The following is a 26,360-nucleotide window of genomic DNA, read 5'->3' as shown; positions in this document are numbered from 1 at the left end:
TCTGGCGTGTCATCGGCAGCGCTCAAATGCCTTTGTCGCAGCTTTCTGGAAAGGGTTTGATGATTTCTTCGCGTCTGCTTCTATCGTTCTGCCTGTTAATCAGCGTCCCGCTGGCACACGCCGACACTTTTTCCATCTCGGACATCCGCGTCAACGGCCTGCAACGCGTATCAGCCGGCAGCGTATTCGCTGCGCTGCCGCTCAATGTCGGCGATCAGGCCGATGAGCAGCGCCTGGCCGACGCGTCGCGCTCACTGTTCAAGACCGGTTTCTTTCAGGACATCAACGTTGCACGCGATGGCAATGTGCTGGTGATCAATGTAGTCGAACGCCCCTCTATCGCCAGTATCGAGATTGTCGGCAACAAGGTCATCAGCACCGACGACCTGATGAAGGGGCTCAAGCAGTCGGGGCTCAGTGAAGGCGAGATATTCCAGCGCGCCACGCTGGAGGGCGTGCGCAATGAACTGCAACGCCAATATGTCTCCCAGGGCCGCTACAGTGCCTCGGTCGATACCGAGGCGCTGCCTGCACCACGTAACCGCATCGCCCTGAAAATCACCATCGACGAAGGGACGGTGGCGTCGATCCAGCACATCAACGTGGTCGGCAACACCGTGTTCTCCGATGAACAACTGGCTGATCAGTTTCAGCTCAAGACCAGCAACTGGCTGTCGTTTTTCAAGAACGATGACAAGTACGCCCGCGAAAAACTTTCCGGCGACCTGGAGCGACTGCGCTCCTGGTACCTGGACCGCGGCTACATCAACATGGATATCAACTCGACGCAGGTGTCGCTGACGCCTGACAAGAAAGGCGTGTTCATTACCGTCAATATCACCGAAGGCGACCGGTATACGGTGGGCAGCGTCAAACTGGGCGGCGACCTGAAAGTGCCGAAGGACCAGCTCGAACAACTAATTCTGGTCAAACCGGGCCAGGTGTTTTCACGCAAGGTCATGACTGACAGCACCAACCTGATCACCCGCCGTCTGGGCAACGATGGCTACACTTTCGCCAACGTCAACGGCTTGCCGAAAGCCAACGATGCCGATCACACCGTTGATATCAGTTTCGTGGTCGACCCCGGCAAGCGCGCCTACGCCAACCGCATCAACTTTCGCGGCAACACCAAGACCGCCGACGAAGTGCTGCGCCGTGAAATGCGCCAGATGGAAGGCGGCTGGGCCTCGACCTACCTGATCGACCAGTCGAAGGTGCGCCTGGAGCGTCTCGGTTTCTTCAAGGAAGTGAACGTCGAAACGCCAGCGGTCCCCGGCACCGATGATCAGGTGGACATCAACTACGCCGTCGAAGAACAGGCCTCGGGCAACATCACCGCCAGCGTGGGCTTTTCGCAAAGCGCCGGGCTGATACTCGGCGGCTCCATCTCGCAGAACAACATTCTCGGCACCGGCAACTTCGCCAGCCTCGGCATGACCCGCTCCGAGTACCAGACCAAGTACAACTTCGCGTTCACCAACCCGTACTTCACGCCTGACGGGGTGAGCCTGGGCTACAACGTTTTCTACAACGCGACCGACTACAGCAAGTATTACGATGACGACGACGAGGTCTCCTACTACTCGCTCAACAGCGTGGGCGCAGGGGTCAACCTCGGCTATCCAATCAGCGAAACATCGCGCCTGACCTACGGGCTGTCGATCCAGCGTGACACCCTCGACGCCGGCAGCTACAGCGCTGACGAGATCTATGACTTCATTGAGCGCGAGGGTGATGCGTTCACCAACCTCAAGGCCAGCGTCGGCTGGTCGGAATCGACCCTCAACAAGGGCGTACTGGCCACCCGTGGTCACTCGCAAAGCCTGACCCTGACCAGCACCGTGCCGGGCAGTGACCTACAGTTCTACAAACTCGACTACAACGGCCAGACCTTCCTGCCGCTCAGCGACACCACCTCGCTGCGCCTGCATACCAAACTCGGCTACGGCAACGGTTACGGCGATACCGACGGCCTGCCCTTCTACGAAAACTATACGGCGGGCGGCCAGGCCACGGTGCGCGGCTTCAAGGACGGCACGCTGGGGCCGCGCAATACCCCGGCCACCGGCACCTACGCCAGTCAGGGGCAGATCTACTATTCCGACCGCGACACCGAAGCCCTGGGCGGCAACATCCTGATCACCGGCGGCATGGAATACCTGTTCCCGATGCCCTTCGTCAAAGACCAGAAATCCCTGCGCACCTCGCTGTTCTGGGACTTCGGCACGGTTTACGCCGACAAGTGCTACCTGACCACCACGCAGAACTGCGGCAACATCAATATCGACCAGATGGCCAGTTCGGTCGGCGTCGGCGTGACCTGGTACTCGCCGCTCGGCCCCCTGAGCTTCGACCTCGCCGTGCCGATCAAAAAGCCCGAAGACGCCGAGACCCAAGTGTTCCAGTTCTCGCTGGGCCAGACCTTTTGAGGCGGAGCTTTTACAGCATGAACAAGGCGGTCTTTACCCAGCATTACCTGGCCCGGACCGCGCTTTACATCCCGTCGTTGAATACTGCCTGCACTACTCATCAGGTCAGGAGTCGTTACATGAGCCGCGAAGTCAGACAGATCACCCCCGATGTGCAGGAAATCATCCAGCACGCCTTGCGCTCGCTGCTGGGCAAAGGCTTCGTCATCGCGCTGTTCGGCAGCGAGGATGCAACCGGGGCCATGCACTACCATTTGCGTATCGACCACGACGCCACGGGGCTGGGCATCGAGCATCACGACAACGTCGAAGACGGTTTCATCGACGATATCTTCATGCTCGCCACCCGCATGAAAGCCATGCTCAAGCAGCGCGAACCCCTGTCTCGCATGCATGGCGGCAGCCAGGCGACGGGTCAGGTGCGGCTGCTGACCTGGATCACCGAGGACAACAGCCAGACGGTCATGCAAACCGCCGAGGCTGCGGGGCGCGAGTGTTTGAGTGCGTTGCGCGAGCGGCGGATTATAAACGCAGCCCAGATTTCGTGACCTACGTAACCTGAACGTTACGTGCATGCCGGGCATGACTACGGTATTGGTTCGGCGCTAGGTTAATTAAATTTGCGCCTGTTTCGCGCAATCTATTTCGCTGACGTTTGCTCTCATGGCTGAGTTATCATTGAAGCACAGAGCCGACAATGGAAGAGGGGTACCCTCAAAGAATATCCCATTATGCTTTCAAACTATATAAGCCTGTGGCAAGGTGTGTCCTGCAGCCCAATCCTCGCCCATGTGGCTATAGGCATCGTCAAGGAAGATATTGAATGCAGCATGATACCGCTGAATCACTTTGGAACAACCTCAATACGCAAGGTCGCTTCTATCCAAAGACGCACGACAAAAAATTATTTGAGGCATTACGTCAGTCACTGGGCATCCCCCCTGGCGGAGATATTTCAACGCACCTGAAGAACGAGAAAACTGACACAACAACACTCGTCATCGCACTTTTAACTGCACTGCAACCGTTCAGCCAGATGCTCAATGATATCTATGAGATGCTGATTGACGGCAACGTCACCAAGAGCAATGAGCAGATACTAATAAACTTTGATTTCGATGAGTCTGGAAATCTGAATTTTGACGTAAATGCCTTTCGTGTCGCAAACAAACTTCTCACCTCTGTAGCCGCTGGTATATCGAGCCCTGCGATAAGCCCCCGTGGCATGGATGAGGTTGCGCGGGGCATTTATAAAGTGCTGGCAGACGCTTATATTCGCACGACTGGCAAGCGCGGCTCGGGTAACCGTCCTGTCATCGGTGAGCGTAACGCAGAACCTGTTACCTCAGTGGACCCGGTCTCCGACAGGCGAGTTCTGGACTGGATGCAACCTGAGTGGCCTTACGTTGCTACGGTCCCGATGCCAACATTGACAAGTGGAGATCCAATTGACAAGGCGCTGAGGCCTTACATCAATGCGGTAAGTCAACTTTCTCTTCGCGCTAAGCGTTATACCGACCAGACTCACTTGAGAACGGCCTTTAGCGAACCATTGAGATCTTGGGACGCGCGCGCGCCGGTCTTGTTATGGGGTGAGAATGTGTTTGCGCGGATCATGGATGACCATCCTGTCAGGTTTCGCTGGCTGCCCGCCATTTGGCATTGTTACGAGTTCGCCTCGAAAAACGCCCTCGAGCGGAAAGCGTTGGCTGATCAAATTACAAGAGTCATCGAAGGTAACTTCGAGCTTCCTCCTCCTCATCCGGTGGATCAAAGCCTGAACAATTTACTGGACCTGCCTATATGGAAAGAGCGGTCTCAGATCTATGCCGTTTGGCTGATAACGCTTTTGAGAAACGAAGTCATGTCCAAGGGGGGCAGGTTTCAACTACTCGGCATGAACGGCAGCCTGGAATTCCATTTTAGCCCAACGCCCATCGCAGACGTTTATTCGAAAAACGAGCGTTTCAGCCTCATTTCAGAATTCAAAGCGCTCGCACCGGGAAAGTTAATCGGAACAGGCCGCCTTAATAACGTACAGCCTGACTACACACTGATTCACCCTACTCACAGCACACCCGATACTGCGGTCTATGTTCTGGAAGCCAAGCAGTACGACAAAGCCAATACGTTGAACTTCAATAAAGCCCTGCGTGACTACGCTTTCACTCATAAAAAAGCCCTTGTGGCTCTTGCCAACCATGGGACCATACCCGACAGCCAGCGCACCAAACTCGCCCGACTTTGTGAGGCTCAGTCAGATCATAACGTCAGTGAGCGCTGCGAAGCTTTCGCAGAGATAACGCCATTGAATCCAGCCGAATCAAAGAGACTAAGTGCTCATTTTCGTAAGGCTTTAGAGTTCGCCGTATCTGTCCCGCCACGACTCATCCTTGATACGTCCCTGTCGATGCATGAGTTCTCCGGACCTGAACTCGCAGAAAAGTGGACCTGCGTAGCGCAAATCATTGCCGACTCTGGATTGGAAACCCTGTTTTGCTGCTCACGCTCAAGTACTGTCTCTTTTAGCCCCGGAGAAGCTGGCAAGCAAGCAATGATGTCGCTTTTCGAGACTGCTCCCAGCAGCATCCACGACCTCTACAATATGCTTGGTCACGAAAACCAGAAGCCAATGTGGTTTACTGATGCAGATGGATTCAGGGAAACCGAAAACTATCAGCATCTACTTTCAGGCATTCTGGTTCTGAACAGTGATTTCACTATAGATTTATATATACACAAGGACTTCGAAATCCCTGTCAATACGTGGTTTCCCGGTTTGATCCGCACTGTTTCAAAAGTGGAAATCTACGACGCCGCTGTCTGAACCTGTCAAGCATTCATGGACAGCGCTCATCTGCACAGTGAACCTCCATGCAGACAAGAAACAGCTAAACACGCGGTATGCTGTTGCCGGAGCATTTCAGCGGGTACACAGCCATGGTAAAAGCACGATTGCGAGACTCGAAAACGACGCTAATCGCACGCGTGACGTTCGCAGCCTGTGTGGGCTTTGGCGCTCTGATGCCGGGCCTTGCCGAGACGGCCTATGCGCAACAGCCCGTCTCTTCATCTTCAAGCGAGAAGGACCAGGAGCGCGGTATGAACGTCAGGATGTATGCGGGTGACAAGGTCGTCATGCTCCATCTGGACGACAGTGAAACGGCAAGGGACTTTGTCTCGCTGCTGCCCGTTGAACTGACACTGGAGGACTACGCCGCCACCGAGAAAATAAGCATGCTGCCACGCAAACTGAACGTGACCGGTGCTCCGGCGGGCGTTACGCCAATCGAGGGGGATATCGCCTATTACGCGCCTTGGGGCAATCTGGCGATTTTTCATAAAGGCTTCAAGTACTCGCCCGGCCTGATCAGGCTGGGGCGGGTTGAATCAGGTATCGAAGTCATTCGGCAGCCGGGGACTGTAGCCGTCCGGTTTGAATTTGCCAATGACTGATCACACAGAAGGCCCTGCAGTTGCAGGGCCTTTTCATGCATAGCGCTTTCAGGCGGATTACTTCAGGTTGTTCTTGAAAAACTCGCCCAGCTTGTCGAACGGGATCAGATCGACCCGATCGTACAGATCCACATGCCCGGCCTCCGGCACGATGATCAGTTGCTTGGGCTGGCCGGCCAGTTTGTACGCTTCCTCGCTGAACTCCAGAGAGTGCGCCTTTGAACCGGCGATGAACAACATCGGGCGTGGCGAAATGGTCGCGATGTCGTTGAACGGATAGAAGTTCATGAACTTGATGTTGCTGGTCAGCGTCGGGTGAGTGGTCAGTTCGGGGGACTGGCCTTCGGGCGTGAACTCGCCCCGTGGCGTGCGATAGAAATCGTAGAACTCGCGTTCGATCGGGCCGGATTTTTCAGTCAGTTTGTGTACGGTGCCGCTGGTGTAAGCCGTATCACCGCCGCTGTATTCCACGTCGCGCTGCAGTGCCGCCTGCTCGATAATCTTCTTGCGCTGCGCTAGCGTCTGCGAATGTTTAAGGCCATTGCGGTTGGCGGCGCCCATGTCATACATGCTCACCGTGGCAATGGCTTTCATGCGCGGGTCGATCTTCGCGGCACTGATGACAAAGCTGCCACTGCCGCAAATCCCCAGCACGCCGATTCGTTTTTTGTCCACGAAGGTCTGAGTGCCCAGGAAGTCCACTGCAGCACTGAAGTCTTCGGCGTAGAGATCCGGTGAAACGGCGTTACGCGGCTGGCCTTCACTCCCGCCCCAGAACGACAGGTCCAGCGACAAGGTGACAAACCCTTGCTCGGCCAGTTTCTGCGCGTACAGATTGGCACTTTGCTCCTTCACCGCCCCCATCGGATGGCCGACGATGATTGCCGGAGCTTTAACGTTCGGGTTCGAGCCTTTGGGTATAAACAGATTGCCCGCGACTTTCATCTTGTACTGGTTGTTGAACAGTACTTTTTGCGCAACGACCTTGTCGCTTGTGTAGAAATTATCGGCACCGTGAGACATGTCTGCTCCTGTCGCAGCGTATGAGCTTATTAAAAGCCCAAGCATCAAAAGAATCTTTTTCATGGCGTGTTACCTCGTTGAGAAATTGACCCGCGGTTATCTGCCCGGCCCTGACCGGTGTTTTTTTCCTGCAGTAACGCGTTGTCGCGTGCCGTCCAGGCCAGCGCGGCCGAACACGCCAGTAACACGCCACCGAATGCGAACGGGCTCCACCAACCGAGGCTGTCGAACAGCGCGCCGCCGATGCCGGCCCCGGCGGTGATCGCCAGTTGAATGGTCGCCACCATCAGGCCGCCGCCCGCCTCGGCATCGTCGGGCAGCGTGCGGCTCAACCAGAGGCCCCAGGCGACCGGTGCAGGCGTGGCAATCAGGCCCCAGACGGCAAGCACAATGGCGACGGCCTGAGGCGAATGACCCAGACCAGTCAGCGCCACGGCCAGCACCGCCATCAGCAGCGGAATGCCGATCAGGCAGGCATACAGGCCTTTGTGCAGCAGCCTGCCGATCAGGTAGGTGCCGACCAGCCCGCTGGCCCCCAGCGCCAAAAGCATCAGGGACAACGTGTTGACGCTGACCCCGGTGATCTCTTCCAGAAACGGGCGCAGGTAGGTGAAGACGGCGAACTGGCCCATGAACAGCAACAGGATCGCGCTCATGCCGACGGCCACTTGCGGGTTACGCAGCAGGCGGAACGGATTGCGTGCCCGGTTGTTCGGCTGGCTGCGCATGGCCGGCAGGCTCAGCCATTGCCAGGCAAACGCCAGCGCGGCGAGCGGGATGACCAGGAAAAACGCGCCGCGCCAGCCGATGTACTGGCCCATGAAGCTGCCCAATGGCGCGGCCACCGTTGCAGCCAGCGCATTGCCGCCGTTGATCAGTGCCAGGCCCTTGGCGACCGATTGCTTCGGCACCAGCTTCATCACGGTAGCGGTCGACATCGACCAGAAGCCGCCAATGGCAATCCCGAGCAATGCACGGCCTGTCATGAACAGCCAGCCGTTGGAGGCCAGCGTGACGATCACGCCAGACACCAGCAGCAACAGGCTGAAGCCCAGCAGGACAGGCTTGCGATCCAGATGCCCGGTCAGCGGCGTGTTCAGCAGGCTGGTCAGCACGGCAAAAAAGCCGGAGATCGAAATCGCCTGGCCTGCCTGCCCCTGACTGATGCCCAGGTCCTGCGCGATGGGTGTCAGCAGGCTGACCGGCATGAACTCCGACGCAATCAGCACCACCACACACAGCGCCATCGAAAACACGGCGCCCCAGGCTGGCGGATGTGCTGTCGTCTCAGCCCCCTTTAGCGTTGAATCGAATGCTTGCATGCGTCACTGACCTGGCGATATTGAAAATAGTCGGCACAGGTTAGGGCAAAGGAATTAGGATGATTAGACACCACAATTTAAACGCGCTTGTGAGAAGGACTCAGCAATGAGCACACCCAAACTCAATGATCTGCAAGCCTTTCTGCAGGTAGCACGCGATCAGAGCTTTACCAAGGCGGCCACCAAGCTGGGCGTTACGCCTTCAGCCCTGAGCCACACCCTGCGCGGCCTTGAAGAGCGCATGGGCCTGCGCTTGCTGGCGAGAACCACCCGCAACGTAGCCCCGACCGAAGCAGGCGAACGGCTGATGCGCTCGATCGGGCCGCTGCTGGACCAGATTGCCGCAGAAGTCGAAGTGCTGGGCGAACTGCGCGACAAGCCCGCCGGCACCATTCGCATTACCTGCTCCGATGACGCCGCAGAAGGCATCATCCGCCCGATGCTTGCGGGGTTTCTGGCGCAGTACCCGGATATCCAGATCGAGATCTGCATCGACTACGGCTTCACCAATATTGTCAGCGAACGTTTCGATGCAGGCATCCGTCTGGGTGAATCCATCAGCAAGGACATGATTGCCGTACGCCTGGGACCTGACTGGCGCTTGTCAGTGGTCGGGTCGCCTGCCTACTTCGAGCGACACCCCGTCCCGCTGCAGCCTCAGGACCTGACCCAGCACACCTGCATCAACATCCGCCACTCGCCAAACGGCAGTTGCTACGCCTGGGAGTTCGAGAAGGGCAGCCGCAAGCTCAACATACGGGTCAATGGGCAATTCACGTCGAACAGCATGATCCACGTGCTCAACGCCGCACTGGACGGCGTGGGCCTGGCCTACGTGCCGGACTCCATGGCCGAACCGCACATCGCCAGCGGCCGCCTGAAAGAAGTGCTGGTCGACTGGAGCCCGTATTTCGAAGGCTTTCACTTGTACTACCCGAACCGGCGACAGGCGTCGCCGGCGTTCAGTGCGTTTGTCGAGGCGGTGAGGTATCGGGGCTAGCACCCCGCCGCCTGCTTACTGCGCGGCTTTCAACGCATCCGCGACCTTGTTCAGCGAACCTTGAGCGGGCTCGGCAAGCAGTTTCAGCTCGGTGGTTTTGCCACGCACCACGACTTGCATGGCGGTGGGCGCACCCTTTGCGTCACCCACGATCCGGTAAGCGGTGTCGCCGCGCACGAAGCTCAATACGTGACTGGCAGCGTCGTACTTCAGTTGCTCACCGTCAGCCTGGGGAAACAGCAGCCCGACCTGATTCTTGCTGTCCACGGCCGCGTAGAAGACCGGGCTTGCGTCCCCTGAGCGGAACAACACAATGCGCTTGCCGGACGGCGCGAGCCTGAACGACAGGAGAATCTCACGCTGCTGGTCTTCCTCCCAGACGATGCTGGTGGTGTGCGTCATCTTGCCATTCTGATTACGACTGACTGTTTCAGTCGGCAGTCCCGACCCTCCGGTATGGTCAAGGACCGTTTGCGTTTCCAGAACCGGCTCGCCATTACGGATGCTGTACGTAGACGTCTGGTGCCAGCAGCAACCGTCTTTGGTCATAGTCTCGATCTTGCGGGTTTTCTCATCCACGCTGAACAGGCCGCAGTTGTTTTGCGCCAGTTTGGTAAACGAATCGCTGTGCCGGAAACCATTGGCCGTGCCGAGAAAGACCTGATACGAGGGGCCGTGATAACAGCTGTTCTGCCCGTCCATCAAGGCCAGATCCTTGATGCCATCGAAGTTGAAATCCTGATAGATCAGTACGCTTTGTTCGCCATAGGGCAACTCGTGCACGTTGGTTTTGACCTTGCCGGTTTTCGGGTCAGTGCCAAGTACCAGCTCATCGGACTGCACGCGGATCAAGGCCGCACCGCTGGCCTTGTCGTACACGTTGATGACGCCGGGACGAAACACATCGTCCTTGGCTGAAATATCCAGCGTCGCACGGTATTTATCGGAAAAATCCTGCAGGGCGTAGTTCTCTCGGGGCGAGCCCGCGAACCCTGCAGCGTCCATTTCACCGTAGGTCGGTAACGCGCCGGCGGCACTGACCAACGTCGACGAGGCCAGACCGACCAGTACCCACAAGGCCTGCAACCCGAGACGTGACGCACAGCGTTGAACGATGGATAGGTGCAAGACGCAACTCCTTTGATGATGAGCGATGAGTCTACTTCAGCAATTGATACAATTTGAAATCATTGCCCGACGTGCACTTCGTGCTCACAGGCCGCCCCGTCCGACCCGGTAAATGTTCTAATCACGCCCCCCTCTTCGCTCAACGGGCCCGATGCTTTTATGGATATTCACTCGCTTTGGCTCAAGACCCAGGAAATCTGGGACATGCTCGATCAGCACCCGTGGATACGCACCGGGCTGGCCCTGATCCTGTTGCTGACCGCCGCACTGGTACTTGGCCGCGTGGCGCGCTTTCTGGTGCTGTATGCCGTGAGGATGCTGGGCCGTCAGGCATCGCTGCACTGGATCAACGACTTTCGCCACAACAAGGTTTTCCATCGCCTGGCGCAAATGGTACCGTCGCTGGTCATTCAATTCGGCCTGAACCTGGTCCCCGGGCTGAGCGCCACAGGCAAGAACGTCATCGGCAACCTGGCGATGGCCTTCACCATCCTGTTCATGACCCTGGCCATCGGCGCCCTGCTCAACGCCCTGCTGGACATCTACGCGCGCACCGAACACGCCCGCACGCGCTCCATCAAGGGTTACGTGCAGCTGTCGAAGATGATCCTGTACGTCTTCGCCGGGATCATCATCGTCGCCACCCTGATCGACCGTTCGCCCCTGCTACTGCTGTCCGGCCTCGGCGCCATGTCGGCGGTCATCCTGTTGGTCTACAAGGACACCCTGCTCTCCTTCGTCGCCAGCGTGCAGCTGACCAGCAACGACATGCTGCGCGTCGGCGACTGGATCGAAATGCCGCAGGTCGGCGCAGATGGCGACGTGGTGGACATCACCCTGCACACCGTCAAAGTGCAGAACTTCGACAAAACCATCGTCTCCATCCCGACCTGGCGCCTGATGTCAGAGTCGTTCCGCAACTGGCGCGGCATGCAGCAATCCGGCGGACGGCGCATCAAGCGCAGCCTGTTCATCGACGCCAGCGGCGTGCGCTTCGTGCGCGACGATGAAGAACAGCAACTCATGCAAATCCACCTGCTCACCGACTACATCGGCCGCAAACAGGCCGAACTGCTGGCCTGGAACCAGGCACAAGGCAACGTCGCACAAATGTCCGCCAACCGCCGGCGCATGACCAACATCGGCACCTTCCGCGCCTACGCCCTGGCGTACCTGAAAAGCCACGTCGACATCAACCCGAACATGACCTGCATGGTTCGCCAGCTCGAACCCACCTCACAGGGCATCCCGCTGGAAATCTACTGCTTCACCCGCACCACGGTGTGGGTGGATTACGAGCGGATACAGGGGGATATTTTCGATTATCTGATTACCGTGATGCCGGAGTTCGGGTTGAATTTGTATCAGCAGCCTAGTGGGGCGGATATGCGGGTGGGGTTGCGGGGGGAGCCGGCGCGGGTGGGGGCTACACCGTTGGTGGAGCCGTTGCCTACAGAACATTCGGGCTGAGAGGCGCAGATAATGCGTAACTGAATGCTCAAGATGGATTCACACCCCCTTAGGAGCTGGATATTGAGTAATCGCATGGGCTTGCCCACCCGTTCGCAGTCGACGTGACCAGTCATTTACATTGCCATGACCGGCAGAGAACGGCCAATTGCTGTACTCGATCTGTGCAAGCAAACGCAGTTTTCTTCATGCTGTAGTGAATTCCTGATTCAAGCACTTATCATTGCATGCGCCCATCATCACGAGATTTCTAATGGGCGATCTATTTTGGTAGGTTACGACTCTCACAACATTTTTCGACAGGAGGTCATGGTGGCTAAGCCAGCGGCGCGAAAAGGTGATCCATACAGCTGCCCTCTGCCAGGGCACGGCACTAACCCTATAGCATCAGGATCTCCTGACGTATTCTTCGACGGCCTTCCCGCAGCGCGTCAGGGCGACACATGTACTTGCGGTAGCGCGCTTTCTTCAGGGCTGTCTACAACCGTGTTCATTAACGGCAAGAATGCGGCGACCATCGATACCGGAGGCACACACGGCGGTATCGTGATTGGTGGTTCGGGTACGATAATAATTGGCGATACACACACCCCCTGCGAGTTTGTTCCTCCTACTCCGTTAACGGGTTTCGCAAGCTGGATCGGCTTCAGAATTCCTGCTGACGAAAGCTATGAGGGTTTATCGTGCACCGCACATTTTGAGGATGGATCATCACTGCAAGGTGTATTCAATAAAGACAATGCCGTTAAGTTTTCGAATCCGTCCGGTAAGACCTGCGTGATGCTCAAGTTTGCGGAGCAAGCATCCGCAGAGCCCCGCTCTCTCACGGAGAGCCTATTGAACACGATTTTAGGATAAGGACCATCCTATGACAGAGCCGTACATTGTCACCGGCAGCTATGTCGTTCAGCGTGAGCATGCCTTGCAAGACTCTCCCCTCGACAGAGCGTTAGAACTGATGGAGGGGTCTGCGCTAAGATTTTCACTGGATGCGATCTCTGATGAAAAGATCAGAACGAGCTATACCACGAATATAAAACGCATGTCTCAGCAAGTTCGAGATGACGTGAAAGCGGGAAATATTACGGCGCAAGAAGGGGTGAAGTTCAGTCACGAGATGCGAAACAAAATCATGATGGAGCATCGCAAATTTACTTCAGCGCAGGGGTTGGCGATCGTTCAGAGGAAGAAAAAAGAGGGAAAGGGACTCAAAACACTTTTGGATATGTATTCTGAAAACCTTTTTCAGAAGGGTTACGACAGTCTTTCAGAAGTAGAAAAGAACAAGGTTCACTACGCCATCCTAGAATCTTCGGGCCGTGATAATGCGAAATTCACGACGGGTACAAAAAAAATGCTGATCATGGGCAAGCTTGGTGTTCTCGTGACGGCTGCTCTCGCAACTTATCAAATATTGAATGCTGACAACAAACCCAAAGAAGCAGCTCGCCAAGGCATCATCGTCGGCGCCGGGGCGGTCGGCGGTATTTTTGCGGGGATGGGGGTTAGCGCATTGTGCGGGCCAGGCGCCCCCATTTGTGCAATAGCAGTTGTCTTGGCGGGAACAATCGCCGGTGGTGTCGCAGGTGAAGCGGTGGCGAGTTCACTGGACGAAGAGTTAGAGGAGCTCACACATTGGGAAATCTTCTGAACGAACCACTACTGACTAAAGTCAGAGCAGCTCTTTCCGAGCCATTCAATGATTTTCCAGTCGAATATGACTATGTGGCGAACAAGGTGAGAGGTGTCGACCCTAAAATACTTTACACAATCCTCTATTCAGAGGTCGCGCCGGTATGCTTCACCAATCTCGTGGCAGCTGTGCCTCCGGTGTGGACGGGGTTCGACCCCGAAACGCTCAAAGAATCGATAGAAGAAAGGCTGGCGGCTAGAGAGCGTAACTGGTTTCGCCAGCAGTTCGATAAGGTGCTGGTTCGCTGGCTGCAATACAACTACGCTTACATCTGGAAGGAAATCGCCAGTAGGCTTTGAACCCTAAATTACAACAGACTAGTGTGCTGCAAGCGGATTAATATCAAGCCAGAGCTGAATTTGGCATCTCATGACGTTTAGCATGCGAAATACCGTAGCAGCATGATTGGCATTGGCATGGTCCGGATCTGATGCAGCTGCCTCTGGTATGAACTGGATTGGGAAACGACCAGATCGGCGCCCAAGCAATTATCCTGAGCCCCGAAGAACCCGCCGAGCCAAGCCGGAGCATAGGGTATGACTCCAAAAATCTGCGTGATGTTGAGACAGCACACTAGCCTCTTCCCTCGTAACGTACCAAATCTAACGCGCACAGCTACAGACAGGACAAGTACTGACACAGTCACTTTTGTACATTGCCTGATCAGATTTCACCGAGCATCACCCTCATGTCTTTTACACAAAATGTGGACCCGGAAAAAATCCACATCAACCGATGCTTCAGCACACCATTGGCCAGCCTGATCTATCCAGAGGCTGACTTGCTGAACCTGAAGTTACTGGATGCGATAGAGACCCGCAGGAACGAGGAATCCGGGGCATTGCACAGCAATGACGGTGGCTGGCAGTCCTCCGCCGATTTCCCTGCATGGGCAGGTGATGCAGGCGAAGCAATTCTCGCCTTTGCCATGGACTTCGCAACACAGCTCACTGCGGTCCACAGCGAAGATCACGGACTGATCGAGCCCGATTTCGAATGGCGCCATAACGCTTGGGTCAACGTCAATGAAGCAGGCCACGGAAACGCTCTGCATGGCCATCCAGGTGCATTCTGGTCTGGCGTCTACTGGGTTGACGATGGTGGCCGGCATGATGACGTCTCAATCGGCGGCGACCTAGAATTCCCCGACCCTCGCGGCATGATGCCTTCGGTCTACAACCCGACACTTCGCATGCGCATTGATGGCTGCCTGACCGCTGGCTACAGCACCACCATCACGCCATGCACCGGAACACTCGTCATGTTTCCGTCCTGGCTCATGCATCTGGTGCAGAGCTACAAAGGCAAGCGTCCGAGGGTGTCGATTGCGTTTAATTTTGGTGTTTAGCCATTCATCAGCCGCGCGAGAATTCAGCAGATTTGGTCACCTGCGGTGATATCCAGCCGACCAGAAAATCCGGAACATCGTAATAACAAACGCCAGAAGCCAGAAAGCCCCGCATTGCTGGGCTTTCTGGTTATGTAATGGCGCAGAGACAGGGAAGTGTTGCCGCTGATGGCATGAAGGCTCGGAATATGGCTTGCGGCATGACGGCTAAACCAAAGGACGTTCTACTGGCCTGGCACTCATCGAGGTCTGGAAGTAATAGTTTGGAGGAATGGAAACATTTTACCTGAGCCAGAAGTCCTAATGCCGATATCAGCCTTCAATCGTAAAGGATAAAACGATGCGAATCAGAGAAGTAGCCCAGGCGGTGTTGATTGTCAGTGGTGCGTTGATGCTTGTTGCCTGCTCAGGCGGGCCTTCCGAAAGTGAGATTCAGGCCGCCTTGCAACCCAGGCTCGAGGGAGCTTCCTGTGTGCGTGCGTCTATGTTCAAGACCTTCCCGGTGACTCTGGAGAAAGGTTTCGGGAGCGGCACTTCGATGGGTAATGAGCCCGCTTTCGATGCGTTGGCGGCCGCGGGGCTGCTCGCTAAAAGTGGCAAGACATATTCCCTCACTGACCCTGGGCAAGCTGCTTATGTCCAACAGGAGTCAGGATTCTGTTATGCCCAAGGCTATGAGATAGCCAAGATCAAAGACACGTCAGAAAACACCGAACAAATGGGCCCGGCCGTTGATAAGTCATGGGTCGTGACGGTGGACATTCGTCAGAAGTCGGTAGCCGCGTGGGCCAAAACACCTGCTGTGCAGAAACTGGCACGCAACCCGGAAACGCTTTCTGAGGAACCGAAAACCTATCGCGTGGTTGTCGGCAGGTTGAAGGCGGATAACACGCTGCAGTTGATCGACCCGAGCTTTTCTATCATGCGTGGTTTGACCGTCAATCAGGCGTATTGAATCCATGGCAACACCCCATCGCTCCACCCAGCACATGGGCTGAGCGGGTTTTGCGTTTGCGGCTCTTTGGCGGATGGCAATCCTTATGATAAGGGCGATAGTGTCCACGTGTTTTAACGTGGGCAACATTGCCCTTATCGCTAGGATCGGGAAGATGACTTCACCGGACGGTTACAAATTCATGATAACCGAGCTACCTGCAGGCTATGTTTGAAGCCCTTTGATCTGTACAAGCATTACTATCAGGGCATCAAAAGCCATCTATAAAAAAAATGACAAATTGGGGGTAAAGATGAATCGCCTATTTCATGCTGCAGCGTTTGCAAGCGCCATGATGATCGTTGCAGCACCCGCCCAAGCCCGTATTACTCAGTTGGAGATCCTGCGGACCGAACCCGCTTTCGAAGGCGAAAGCTTTGGGAGTACAGGGACTTACGAACGCGTCTTTGCGCGCGCTCATGGTGAGTTAGACCTAGGAGCGTCTGGAAACAAGATTATTCAAGACATCGAACTTGCACCCCGTAACGGTCGCGGGATGGTTGAATACACGACTGATATCGCAATCCTGCGTCCCGCTGACGTGGCCAAATCGAATGACATTCTTCTATTCGACGTGCCAAATCGAGGCTCTAAGCGCGCGATGTTATTGTTCAACGCTGATATGCGGGGCAGTCCAGCAGCGTTCAACAACTTCGACGTCGCTGGGGACGGTTTTCTACAGCGCCAGGGTACGACGCTGATCGCGTTTGCCTGGCAGGGGGACGTTGCCCCGGGCGACAACCGCATGATGGTGCAATTGCCGACGGCCATAAATACTGATGGGTCGCCGGTAACAGGTGTGGTGCGCAGTGAGTTGACCACGCTCTCACCGACCGTCAGCCTTAACCTGTCCGCAGGTTGGTTCACCTCCACGCCGCCTCATACCAGCTACAAATCGGTTGAAACCGACAATACCAAAGTGCTCGCGAATGGCTTTCGTCCGACGTTGACGGTGCGTTCACGGGCAAATGCGCCCCGACAGGAAATTCCAGTGAGTGACTGGAAGTTTGGCGATTGCAATACGCCGAGCGAAACCCAGATATGCCTACCCGCTGGTTTTCAGCCCGGTAAGCTTTACGAGCTGATTTACCAGGCCAAGGAGCCGACGGTAATGGGTATCGGTTTTGCGATCGCACGGGATGTTGGTGCGTTTTTCCAGCAGGCTGAGCATGACGATAAAGGTGTGCCCAACCCTGTAGTGCATGGGCCCAAGGTCAAGTCGATTATCACTGGCTCATCACAAGCCGGGCGATTCATCCGCAGCATGATCGCACTGGGTTTCAACCGCAGCGAGGAAGGTCATCGGGTCTATGATGGTGCGATGCCGCATATCGGTGGCGGCCTGATGCCACTCAACATTCGATTTGCTCAACCTGGTCGAGCGTGGGGACAACAGGTCGATCATGACTACCCTGATTACGATTTTCCGTTTACCTATGGCCGGGAAACCGATCCTGTTACCGGACGCTCGCAGGGTTTGCTGGATCGCTGCAACGATAACAATACTTGCCCTCTGATATTCCACATGGCAACGGCCCTTGAACTTTGGGAAGGACGCCAGTCGCTTGGCCTTACCGATCCACTCGGCTTGCGCGATGCACCTGAACCGGAAAACGTCCGCACTTTTATTATGGCAAGTACGCAGCATGCACCGCCGTCTTTGCCACTCCCGGCTAACCCACCTTTCGGCCTTTGCCAGGTTCAATCAAATCCAAATCCACACACCTGGACCATGCGCGCAGCGTTCATCAACCTCGTTAGCTGGGTTCGTGATGACACAACACCGCCCGCTTCGATAAAGCCTTCTGTGGCGGACGGCACCCTCGTACCGGCGGACAGGGTCAGTTTCCCGCTCATCCCCGCAACCAATTATGGTGGCGTTTCGCGCCCCGAGCTCCGCTACACCGGTGCCGTCAACAGCCTGCAAGTGCTTGATTTTGGACCTGGTTTTCGTCCCGAAGACAGCTCTGGCATTCTCACAAACGAGCCGCCGAAATCGGGGGTTGGTAGTTACGGCCTCTTGGTGCCTCAAGTGGATGCAGACGGAATTGATGTGGGTGGCGTTCGGGATGTGTATCTGGGTGCTCCCATCGGGACTTACACGGGTTGGAACACCTTCCGCCCCGAGTTTTTTGATGGCGGCTTTTGTAACTTCCAAGGCAGCTTCCTCCCGTTTGCCGCGACGAAGAAAGAGCGAATCGTGGCCGGAGACCCTCGCCTTTCCCTGGAGGAACGCTACCCCACGAAGGAGGCTTATGTGTCTGCAGTGAGTAAAGCCGCAGACTCGCTGGTTGAGGCGCGAATGCTGCTTCCTGAAGACCGTGAGCGGCTTGTGAAGGAGGCGCAGGAGAAAGGGGTGCGTGTAGGGCCTTGAGCGGAGGTGACCAGTTGTCAGTCATTGCTGAGTCTTAGTTATGCCTCGGGTGTTGGGCGTAGGCTCTGGAGCGAATCACACGCCGATTGTGCTGGAGTAATAACGCTGAAAAGCCCTACAGTCCCTATTAACGAGGGCTGTAGGGCTTTGTTGACAAATCGATGAAAGTGTTCAGATGGAATAGATTGGCTTTCGGTTTGCCCCATTTCTGTCCCAGATACCCAGCCATCATTGGGTAACGAAAACGACTATGTAGATGATCCGATGGTGAATCCGAACAGGGACTCGCTGATCACAACTCGGGATTGGTCGAGGGCTCGACCTCATCCTCACCTGATAGCGCCTTGTGAAAATGTCCATCTACCCACAAAAACTCTCTCACCATAGATGTAGGTATCCACTCCAACCTAAAGGATTTTTCTTTTGAATCGGGCGGGGTATCACCGACTTCCAAAAAACAATATTTGTCATCAGGATCTGCATCAGACAAAAAACTACAAATCCACTTCCCACTTACGCTGACCTTTTCTGAATTGAACCTCTCATAAAAATCAAGATAAATACCAACTATCGAATTCCGGTGCTCTTTCAAAAGAGGAAAAACATAAAGAGGCTCAACACCTGACTCAAGCTCTTTCTTCAGGACACCCCCCCACTCTGAATATTCCTCAAGTAAGACTCTCCTTACAAAAAGCAGTTGGATTTCCATTTCAGCGCCCGGCACTATATTCACTGAAAAATCAACCGGTGGCATACCGCAATGCTGTGTATAGTTTCGAAGCTTGTATAAAAATCGATACGAAAATACATTGTCAAACTGGTGCGCTGTCAATTCTTTAAAGTAAAAAAATTGCTCTGAGGCTTTACCATACTGCCGAGAAATTGAAGTCTGGGCATGCTCAAGAAATATCCTAACAGAGCTGAGAAAACCCAACATCAATCGACTAGTTTTAAACGTAAGCACTCGCAAATTATTCTGATTGATCATATTAGGCTCATGCGCAATAGCGTGACCAACATCAACCAAACCTTGCTGAAACTGATGATGCTCTTCAAGAACAAGCTTCAACAACTCATGCCCTCTACTAAACTCCGCGATAACATCACGATGAAATCGATATAGCTCATATTGCTCTTCAGTTACCGGCCTAATGCCCGATATTTTCTCACCCTCGGCTCTCGCTAACTCCCTCAACCTGCACACTCCTACTTTGACTTGAGTTTAAGCTCTTGTTTTAAAAAATATTGTACAAGCTCATTATTTCTTCAATGCGATATTTCTTTGATAAAAGCCCGATGCCCCAATCACTGCGGCACCGGCGCCGCTTCTCTTTCGCCCCGATGACGGATTCGGCGTAGCATATCTTTAACGTCCCAGCTAGACCGGCTAGCCCGTTGCCCGCTCCATTTTGTAGCAATTTCAAGACAAGACGCAATTACTGCGTGACAAGGATACTACCGGTACTATGCTGTACTTTTTCTCGCCAGAGTTGAAACCATGCTGGGTGATTATTCGCTATCGGATGTGCTGGAGAGCATGTACCCCAACCAACTGGCCTGGAGGCAGCCTTGATGAAGCTGACGTTACGAATCGAACAGCAAGGTATGCCAGAGGTCAATGAGAATTCGTGGGCGCTGCAAACAATCCGTGAAAATGCCGGTCACATACAAGGCTTGGCAAAACTTCGGTCAAGAGCCCTCTAATTCCAATGATCTCGATTCTGCCCTCAAATTATTGACCATTTTCAAAACACATGTGATGAAATCCAGGAGCTACGTCATGTTAGAGCCTACGCAGAAGCTTCTAGTAGCAGCCGAGCTATTGGATCGAGCCTTGGTCATGTACTACGAAGGAAACTCCTATTTCTCCGCACTGCATCTTGCAGGTGGCGCCGAGGAAATTCTCGGAGCCTACGCTGAGCGCTTAGGTTATGAGTCATCGTTCAGGAGCGTGCAAGACGGAGCAGTGAGGCTTTCTAAATTTTTGAACGGCGGGATAGAGACGAAACCTAAAAACATTGCAGATATCATGAACTATGCGAGAAACCGAACGAAGCATATGGACAAGAAAGATGATGACCACGTGCAATTCGATCCGCAGACCGAGGCGTGTAGCCTATTGAGTCGAGCAGTCTCAAACTACTACGCTGTAATGAACCACTATTGTTTCCTTGAAACCGAACTTGTTGCTAGGTTCAACGCAGAACTCGCTGGCTGAGGGCCATGACAAAATCATCGAAGAGAATTGATAGCAGTCGCGTTTCCCGACTGCAACCTCCTTGGTTAGCAGCGCCTATTAAGCGAACCTTAAAGATAGGGATTTCAGCTCCTTCCTGCGTCCCTGCATACCGCCTAACGCCTGAAAATACGATGCTTTCGTCCTTTACTCACAGCGCCCTACGGTTAATCGATCACTAGCAGTCACTGAATCGACAAGTCAGCGGTACCGATATGTTTTGTGCGATCCGCTATCGCTGTTTAATAGTACGTACGGATTTACGTATCGTGTCCGCATAAGAAGGCCCAGCACCGCATTCAATAGCTAGTTTAAAAAACTCATCCGCAGCAACGTGAGGGTCTAATCTGTTTGACCTTACGCATGATCTAGCGAAAGGCGTCAGGTCATTGATATCTCCCCCTGTCAGATAGCCTGAGCTTAAGGCCTCTTTCTTAAAGGTATCAATTGCCACAGAAGGAAGCTTAGGCCCGCACAAAAAATACTCAAGGTGCTTTAGAAAGTGCGGGTGGCGGAGTATTTCATCTCCAGAGATTCCATTACCTTCAAATATTTCTTCGCGCGATTTACCCCTTTCCCCAGGGTTGAAATTTGGATCAGTAAAGTAGGCAATTCGAATCTCGGGAATCGCGGATCTTTCAAAAAGGCTTGCAGCGAGCAACTGCATCGGCTCTATTGAGCAACGTAGCTCATCGTGATTTTGCCAATTGAACTTGATCGACAAAAAAAGTGCTTGCTCTTCGTCCGTCAAAACAATATCGGAATCTCTCATCGCTAGCCCTAAACTACAAGTTGATTCAGGCCGAGATGCAATATCAGATTTACAAACCAATCGGCCGTGATAGAAAAATTACATTCGATTTTTCATTCTGCGGATAATCCATCCAATTAATGAACGCACCAGACTCTATATCACGCGCTGGGCGATGTCGACTGGCCGTCACAGATTGCTGCGTTAGCGACTTATTTTGGTCGACGGCAGCCCTTCGTGACCGGCTACTATCGGCCAGAATCAGCCGCTCATAGGCCGCTCATAGGTGTCTAGGAAACTAGGGACCATTCACGGTGATTCATTGCTGCTACCGTCCCCTGATGCGATCATGCCCCACACACTCAACTACCTGTTCAACCGTCCGCATCCCGGCGCGGGCCAGGCAGCCATTTACGCTGAGCCGTTTAATCTCTATCAACGCCCTATACTCCCCTAATTCAATGCCCACCCTTGGAATCAGCTCGGTTTTTCCGGGCGGGCAGCACTTCAGGAAGAAGCTTACATGCGCATGTTTAAGGATATCCACCCACGCTGGCAGCAAGAGGCAAAGCGTTCTACCCAGCCACTAATCATCCTGTCGCCCTATATCACCAAGGACGTTGCATTGAGTCTGGTTAAAGGCAAGACAGGCGCGCGGATCTACACATTGTTTGACACCAACGTCTTTGCTACCGGCGGTTCGGATCTGGAGGACGTCGTCGAGTTGATGCAAAAACAGGAGGTCTACCAGCTAGATGGGCTGCACGCCAAGCTGGTGACTGACAAAGACACCTTTGTCACGTTAGGCAGCCAGAACCTGACTCAGGGTGGAAAGCACAATCTTGAGCTCAGTGTTCACCTCAATGACGAACCGGCTCGCCGGCAGGCAATGGACATCGTTGAGCCCTGGCTGGATGATGCCGAGCGCATCACGCCAGAAATGGTCGCGGATATGAGGGTGGACATTGAACGCTTGAAGGCCTTGTACGAAGAGTTCCAGAAACAGTGTGCGGAGCACCAAAAGGATTTCGTTGACAAGTCCCGGCGACGCGCCCGACGTGAGCGCTTCGAAGCGCATGCGAAAAATCGAGCTGCGATCGCCAGCAAGCTCAAAAAAGCCTTGAGGGCGAGCATCACAAAAACCGCTCAGGTGAAACGCATAGACCAGTCTTCTGTTCTTAAGACCGAAGATAAAGCCAATTTACTGGTCTGGGAACGGCCGAACGGAAAGGTTGAGGCAACGTTAGATAAAGGTGACCGCTATTTGTGCTTCCTAGAATCGAATGACTTTGGCTGGGCAAGGGTCGCGGGCCAACAAATCAGCCTAATTGGTCGAGGGATCATTTTCGGGCCAGGGATATTCAACGCTTTCCCGAAGCTGTCTCTCCGGGTGTCCTCGGCTGCTAGGAGCCTAATCGGCCATCCAGACGGTACCAACCTCGTCGTGAGTTTGTGGTGGGGGAAATCGCAAGTATGCACAGTGCCTGGCTCTTTCCAGCTTGATGACATCACTTTGTTTGAAGCCAAACGACCGAAGCCAGCAAGGCCAAAAATCAAAGGGCGACCCGAACCCGTTCAACCAGCACCAACCACGCTTACAAGAGAAGTGATTACGTGGATCGCGGAGAACTCTCGCAGTTTTGAACTGCTTGTTCGCCGAAGCGTGACCGAGAGTTTCAACTATACGGAGGGGCACAAGCTGACGGGTGTAAGGGCCGCGAGGTTCTTTGGCAAACCAGGTAGTCGAGTCAAGATCCGACTGGCCAAGGTCAGGAACAACCCGGTCCTGCATGTCAGTCCGTTGCCCAGCTAAATTTTAATCGTAGAGCTGCATGCATCGCCGGCTCGCGTGAAATGTCATTTAAACCTTTACTGGTATCCCTATTGGGAGAAATCATAACCGTGCTGACGGTCTGCTTTTGGCCCATTTCTGCCAGTCACGACAGGCAGAAATCGACCCCTGAGCTGTACTTCATAACCGGTGGGATGGCCTTGCGGTCGCTGCGACTAGAGGCTGCGCGAAGTAACCTTTCACACAGTACCTAAATCTCGATCGTCTTGACCTCAGGATCGTAGAAAGCACCTATAAGCTCGCGCGCACCCGCAAGGGGAGACTGCTTGGTAATATCGACGATTGCGCCGATTGCATTGCTTATCAGGGAGCTGTCGCCAGTTTCAATGCCCTTGTCGAGCACCTCGAAGAAGTTATGAATCGTTGTTGCCCGCTCTTCGAAGGTCTTCGCCAAGTACTGCTCCAGAACGGCTCTTTGAGCACCGACCTGTTCTAACTTGACGTCTTTGAATGCCGAGATGGCTGCTCTTTTAGTGCCTTCAACTTCTGCGACTTTTTTGTATTCCGTCCAGGATGATACTAGCATTTCGAAGGAAGAATGCGCCGCTTGCATGGGAATGTCAGGCGCTTTTTTTATGATAGTTTGAATGTGCTTTTTCATGGCATCAGCTCAGGGTCAATATTCCGGAAATCGTGCCTTTAATGTTCTTGACGGCGGAACCATCTGCCGCGATGATTGGCACATCAAGTACTTTTTTCAGGCCCGTACCCAACACCACCATTCTCTCGAACGCGGCGCTGTCGCTATCGTCGTTGACTTTGATTGCCTCAAAGCGCTTTACAAGCTCGGTAATGGTTGCAGCCATCTCGGCCGCATTCGTTCTAATCGCCTTCAGTGCTGTTTTCAGAACTTCCATTTCTGCAACAGCAGTTTCGACTTTGGCTTGGTAAGCATGGGCTTTAGTCAAAGCTTCTTCAGCTTTGCTCGCCATCATGAATCCACCGATGGCGAGAGCAGGGCCAAGCACAATTCCGCCCAAGGCGATCATGCCGCCGGCCATGCCAAAACCGCCGGCGCTCAATGCGCCTCCGCCAAGCCACGCCAAGGTCGCGTTGGTGGCCGCCGCGCCTGAGAGCCCGGAAATCGCCGCGCCTGTGGAGGCGCTGGCCAATGCCCCTACCGAACCATAGGCCCCGATAGCGGCCAATGCTCCGCCACCTACTCCAGAAGCGAGACCTCTCTCAATCTCCAGAGAGTTCAATACCAGCTTCTCGTAGGCTTTCAATTGCTCCACGGTGAAGTCCTCATTGAAACCTTTCAGGGTGCTTTTAGTGTCCTTTCTTTTTTTAAACGCTTCAACGAGGTATTTAATTTGATGGCTGAATGTGTGGACTTTTAATTTGCCCAGCGCAGTCAGCGCGGCTTGGGTTTCCTCACGAGCACCATCCAGCACTTGTGAAGCTTTTTTAAATTTAGCCTCTGCGTTTTCACCGATCTCTTTGGCCTTGTCAAAGTTGCCAGATGCCTCAACACCTTTGAATACACCGGTTGCTGCCAGAGCAGCGGCCGCGCCCCACAAAATAATTGGAAGTGGCATTTAAACTCTCTCTCGATGCGTTGGAGAATTATTGACTTTGTGTGCATGCTGCGCATCCGCGCACGCTTTCAGATTGGCCGCGATATATTCGCTTTTGCTCATATGCGCAGACAGGTTTTGCTCATAGAAATCATCTACCCGACAAATTAATGGGCGGGTTTCATAGATTTTGCAGTTGTGACTGGTGCTATCAAAATTCACGCAGGTTCCATCCCCACGATCCAGATGTGCATAAGCAGTCGCTTTGTTCAGATTTTTGCAGCACAGTCCACATTTTGTACAAAAAAATGCGGCTGAAATTTTGCGTTCGTACGAGGGGAAGAGCATGTGTACTTCCAGCAATCCATTGCTCATGGCTCAAGCGCTTCCTGCGAATGTGGCGGGTGATAACGCACTGATCGTCATCGTGTCTATGAATGGTATCTGCTATTCGCTGGAAAACTTTAGTGCCCCTTGCATACCGGGCGAACGCGACACCAGCCTAGAGATCAAAAGGGTCCGAGTTTCCTTGCAGGACTGAGCGACTGCTTCTGGCCGATTGTGTTGAAAAAGTCGGTCCTTCCAGGCTGCGTATGTACTGACTGCTGAAAATGCCTTTTTGCGCGCATCTACGGGAAATCTGAACCTGGAACTCTCTACTCCAAGCAAAGATTTCAAACTCAGACACGTACTTTTCTGCCGTGGAAACCATGGCCGACTTTTTCAAAAGAATCGGCCGGTTGCTGCCCCTCGAAAAAGGCCGCCTCGGGTCTTTAGCTTTGTTTTTTACAGACGTTGTAAGTCTTGTTCTGCTCCATTAACTCAACGCGTTGCCCATAGCCTGTCATCATTACGAGCTTGCGTTCGGTGATTCCGGTTGGCTGATAGGGCATTCCTTGGGCATCAAGGTGGGGAATGAAACCTGCCGCCGTCATCTGATCAATCAGTGTTTTACGTCGGGTGACGTCGATAAGCCCTCTGCTGTTGCCGGTAGTCAAAAATACAGGGCGATCAGCTTTCAGTAACCACACCGGCTGTGCGCTGACATCACCCTTGAAAATGTACATGCAGTCGGTTGACGCGCTGGTAACTTCAGCTTGCCGAACGTAGTGGCCGTTCTCATACCCGACCAGTGTGAGTAAGCCGGGTTGGACCAGCGCGAGAGTATCAACTGTGTCCACCCCTTCTTGTTGAACGCCATAGTCAAAATAGGCCCATTTCAGAGGGAGCACGGTCGACGGCAAATACGCCAAGTTGAGATCTTGCCTCATACGGGCCAAATCTTCAGGTGTTCCAAAGGGAACTGGATTGCTGCAACCTGCTAAAAGCGCGGCGTAGCTTCCAGCGAGGAGCCAGTGCAGGCGTTTCATTTTCACTCTCCGTGTGTCGATGCTGGTATTGCTAATTGAATGGGGGCGGATGTTATCAGAAACACTGCAGATTCCATGATTGGAGCATTCAATTTTGATTGGAGCGGGAAAAGGTCGATGGAGAGAGAAGCCAGCAACACCGGAATTCTAAAGCGCTATCGGTACCTGATACCGGCATTGATGGCTATCGCGTCATTGGGCAGTGCCGTGTTGCGTTTTTTTCGGCGACTGGAGCCACTTCTGGGCGGTGCTGGCAGTGCAGGCGTGGTTCATGCAAGCGGTCTTCGCTTACCTTCGAGGAGGCCGGATTGCCATTGGACCGGGTGGTTTGTCCAGGGATGCGGCTCCGTTGGGAAGATTGGCGCTGGCTTGGTCGAGGCGCACATACGGGAAT

At 54.1% G+C, this 26,360-nt stretch carries 23 protein-coding genes; 14 read left to right on the top strand and 9 right to left on the bottom strand.

The window, feature by feature from the left end; all coding sequences use genetic code 11:
• The first annotated feature begins 59 nt into the window (after window positions 1-59).
• The 4 genes from bamA (at window position 60) to GE543_RS27675 (ending at window position 5,888) form a co-directional block, all read left to right on the top strand.
• Window positions 60-2,432 (top strand): outer membrane protein assembly factor BamA, encoded by a 2,373-nt coding sequence (bamA, locus tag GE543_RS24350; RefSeq protein ID WP_003412781.1) that lies wholly within the window; start codon window positions 60-62, stop codon window positions 2,430-2,432.
• A gap of 119 nt (window positions 2,433-2,551) precedes the next feature.
• Window positions 2,552-2,980, top strand: coding sequence for a hypothetical protein (locus GE543_RS24345; protein ID WP_153222561.1), 429 nt, complete (start codon window positions 2,552-2,554; stop codon window positions 2,978-2,980).
• 275 nt (window positions 2,981-3,255) lie between these two features.
• Window positions 3,256-5,259 (top strand): hypothetical protein, encoded by a 2,004-nt coding sequence (locus GE543_RS24340; RefSeq protein WP_153222555.1) that lies wholly within the window; start codon window positions 3,256-3,258, stop codon window positions 5,257-5,259.
• Between the two features lie 275 nt (window positions 5,260-5,534).
• Entirely contained in the window at window positions 5,535-5,888 is a 354-nt protein-coding gene (locus GE543_RS27675) for a cyclophilin-like fold protein (RefSeq protein ID WP_032660216.1), read from the top strand.
• Window positions 5,889-5,945: 57 nt separating this feature from the next.
• On the opposite strand, the gene GE543_RS24330 is transcribed toward GE543_RS27675, so the two are convergent.
• Both GE543_RS24330 and GE543_RS24325 read right to left on the bottom strand, forming a co-directional pair.
• A complete protein-coding gene (locus tag GE543_RS24330; RefSeq protein ID WP_153222554.1) occupies window positions 5,946-6,974 on the bottom strand; it encodes an alpha/beta hydrolase in 1,029 nt (342 codons plus the stop codon).
• On the bottom strand, window positions 6,971-8,233 hold the full coding sequence (locus GE543_RS24325; protein ID WP_153222553.1) for an MFS transporter: 1,263 nt from the start codon (window positions 8,231-8,233) through the stop codon (window positions 6,971-6,973). The genes GE543_RS24330 and GE543_RS24325 overlap by 4 nt, the downstream gene beginning before the upstream one ends.
• Before the next feature lie 106 nt (window positions 8,234-8,339).
• Here GE543_RS24325 and GE543_RS24320 point away from each other — a divergent pair, with 106 nt between their 5' ends.
• Window positions 8,340-9,233: a LysR family transcriptional regulator gene (locus tag GE543_RS24320; protein ID WP_003425485.1), complete on the top strand. Its 894-nt coding sequence runs from the start codon at window positions 8,340-8,342 to the stop codon at window positions 9,231-9,233.
• 15 nt (window positions 9,234-9,248) lie between these two features.
• Here the strand turns inward: GE543_RS24320 and GE543_RS24315 are convergent, their stop codons facing one another.
• On the bottom strand, window positions 9,249-10,361 hold the full coding sequence (locus GE543_RS24315) for a hypothetical protein (protein ID WP_153222552.1): 1,113 nt from the start codon (window positions 10,359-10,361) through the stop codon (window positions 9,249-9,251).
• A 159-nt stretch (window positions 10,362-10,520) separates the two neighbouring features.
• Here GE543_RS24315 and GE543_RS24310 point away from each other — a divergent pair, with 159 nt between their 5' ends.
• From GE543_RS24310 to GE543_RS24280, 7 genes are all read left to right on the top strand, one after another.
• Window positions 10,521-11,831, top strand: coding sequence for a mechanosensitive ion channel family protein (locus GE543_RS24310; protein WP_153222551.1), 1,311 nt, complete (start codon window positions 10,521-10,523; stop codon window positions 11,829-11,831).
• Window positions 11,832-12,140: 309 nt separating this feature from the next.
• The gene (locus tag GE543_RS24305) at window positions 12,141-12,689 is read left to right on the top strand and encodes a PAAR domain-containing protein (protein WP_153222559.1); all 549 of its coding nucleotides are present in this window, start codon (window positions 12,141-12,143) and stop codon (window positions 12,687-12,689) included.
• A 10-nt stretch (window positions 12,690-12,699) separates the two neighbouring features.
• The gene (locus GE543_RS24300) at window positions 12,700-13,482 is read left to right on the top strand and encodes a hypothetical protein (RefSeq protein WP_046236328.1); all 783 of its coding nucleotides are present in this window, start codon (window positions 12,700-12,702) and stop codon (window positions 13,480-13,482) included.
• Window positions 13,467-13,823 (top strand): hypothetical protein, encoded by a 357-nt coding sequence (locus tag GE543_RS24295; protein WP_046236329.1) that lies wholly within the window; start codon window positions 13,467-13,469, stop codon window positions 13,821-13,823. Before GE543_RS24300 ends, GE543_RS24295 begins: the two co-directional genes overlap by 16 nt.
• A 389-nt stretch (window positions 13,824-14,212) precedes the next feature.
• Complete coding sequence (locus GE543_RS24290; protein WP_153222550.1) at window positions 14,213-14,872, top strand: putative 2OG-Fe(II) oxygenase; 660 nt, start codon at window positions 14,213-14,215, stop codon at window positions 14,870-14,872.
• Between the two features lie 340 nt (window positions 14,873-15,212).
• Entirely contained in the window at window positions 15,213-15,827 is a 615-nt protein-coding gene (locus GE543_RS24285; protein WP_153222549.1) for a hypothetical protein, read from the top strand.
• Between the two features lie 292 nt (window positions 15,828-16,119).
• Window positions 16,120-18,240: an alpha/beta hydrolase domain-containing protein gene (locus tag GE543_RS24280; RefSeq protein ID WP_153222548.1), complete on the top strand. Its 2,121-nt coding sequence runs from the start codon at window positions 16,120-16,122 to the stop codon at window positions 18,238-18,240.
• 292 nt (window positions 18,241-18,532) lie between these two features.
• On the opposite strand, the gene GE543_RS27570 is transcribed toward GE543_RS24280, so the two are convergent.
• Window positions 18,533-19,435, bottom strand: a complete 903-nt coding sequence (locus GE543_RS27570; RefSeq protein WP_256664797.1) for a hypothetical protein — start codon at window positions 19,433-19,435, stop codon at window positions 18,533-18,535.
• 585 nt (window positions 19,436-20,020) lie between these two features.
• On the opposite strand from GE543_RS27570, the gene GE543_RS24270 reads away from it, so the two are divergent.
• The gene (locus tag GE543_RS24270; RefSeq protein ID WP_153222547.1) at window positions 20,021-20,458 is read left to right on the top strand and encodes a hypothetical protein; all 438 of its coding nucleotides are present in this window, start codon (window positions 20,021-20,023) and stop codon (window positions 20,456-20,458) included.
• Between the two features lie 250 nt (window positions 20,459-20,708).
• Here the strand turns inward: GE543_RS24270 and GE543_RS24265 are convergent, their stop codons facing one another.
• On the bottom strand, window positions 20,709-21,248 hold the full coding sequence (locus tag GE543_RS24265) for a hypothetical protein (RefSeq protein ID WP_065087884.1): 540 nt from the start codon (window positions 21,246-21,248) through the stop codon (window positions 20,709-20,711).
• Window positions 21,249-21,750: 502 nt separating this feature from the next.
• Between GE543_RS24265 and GE543_RS24260 the strand changes: the two genes are divergently transcribed.
• Window positions 21,751-23,040: a hypothetical protein gene (locus GE543_RS24260; protein WP_153222546.1), complete on the top strand. Its 1,290-nt coding sequence runs from the start codon at window positions 21,751-21,753 to the stop codon at window positions 23,038-23,040.
• Between the two features lie 229 nt (window positions 23,041-23,269).
• On the opposite strand, the gene GE543_RS24255 is transcribed toward GE543_RS24260, so the two are convergent.
• From GE543_RS24255 to GE543_RS24240, 4 genes are all read right to left on the bottom strand, one after another.
• Window positions 23,270-23,680 carry a hypothetical protein gene (locus GE543_RS24255; RefSeq protein ID WP_153222545.1) on the bottom strand — a complete coding sequence of 137 codons (411 nt, stop codon included), beginning with the start codon at window positions 23,678-23,680 and terminating at the stop codon, window positions 23,270-23,272.
• A 4-nt stretch (window positions 23,681-23,684) separates the two neighbouring features.
• Window positions 23,685-24,617, bottom strand: coding sequence for a hypothetical protein (locus GE543_RS24250; protein ID WP_153222544.1), 933 nt, complete (start codon window positions 24,615-24,617; stop codon window positions 23,685-23,687).
• Window positions 24,618-24,971 (bottom strand): YkgJ family cysteine cluster protein, encoded by a 354-nt coding sequence (locus tag GE543_RS24245; protein WP_238986383.1) that lies wholly within the window; start codon window positions 24,969-24,971, stop codon window positions 24,618-24,620.
• Between the two features lie 398 nt (window positions 24,972-25,369).
• A complete protein-coding gene (locus GE543_RS24240; protein WP_153222543.1) occupies window positions 25,370-25,966 on the bottom strand; it encodes a hypothetical protein in 597 nt (198 codons plus the stop codon).
• Window positions 25,967-26,360: the final 394 nt, after the last annotated feature.

Origin of the sequence: Pseudomonas sp. SZ57, assembly GCF_009495975.1 — a bacterium.
GTDB lineage: Bacteria > Pseudomonadota > Gammaproteobacteria > Pseudomonadales > Pseudomonadaceae > Aquipseudomonas > Aquipseudomonas syringae.
This window is presented reverse-complemented; position numbering and strand designations above follow the sequence as displayed.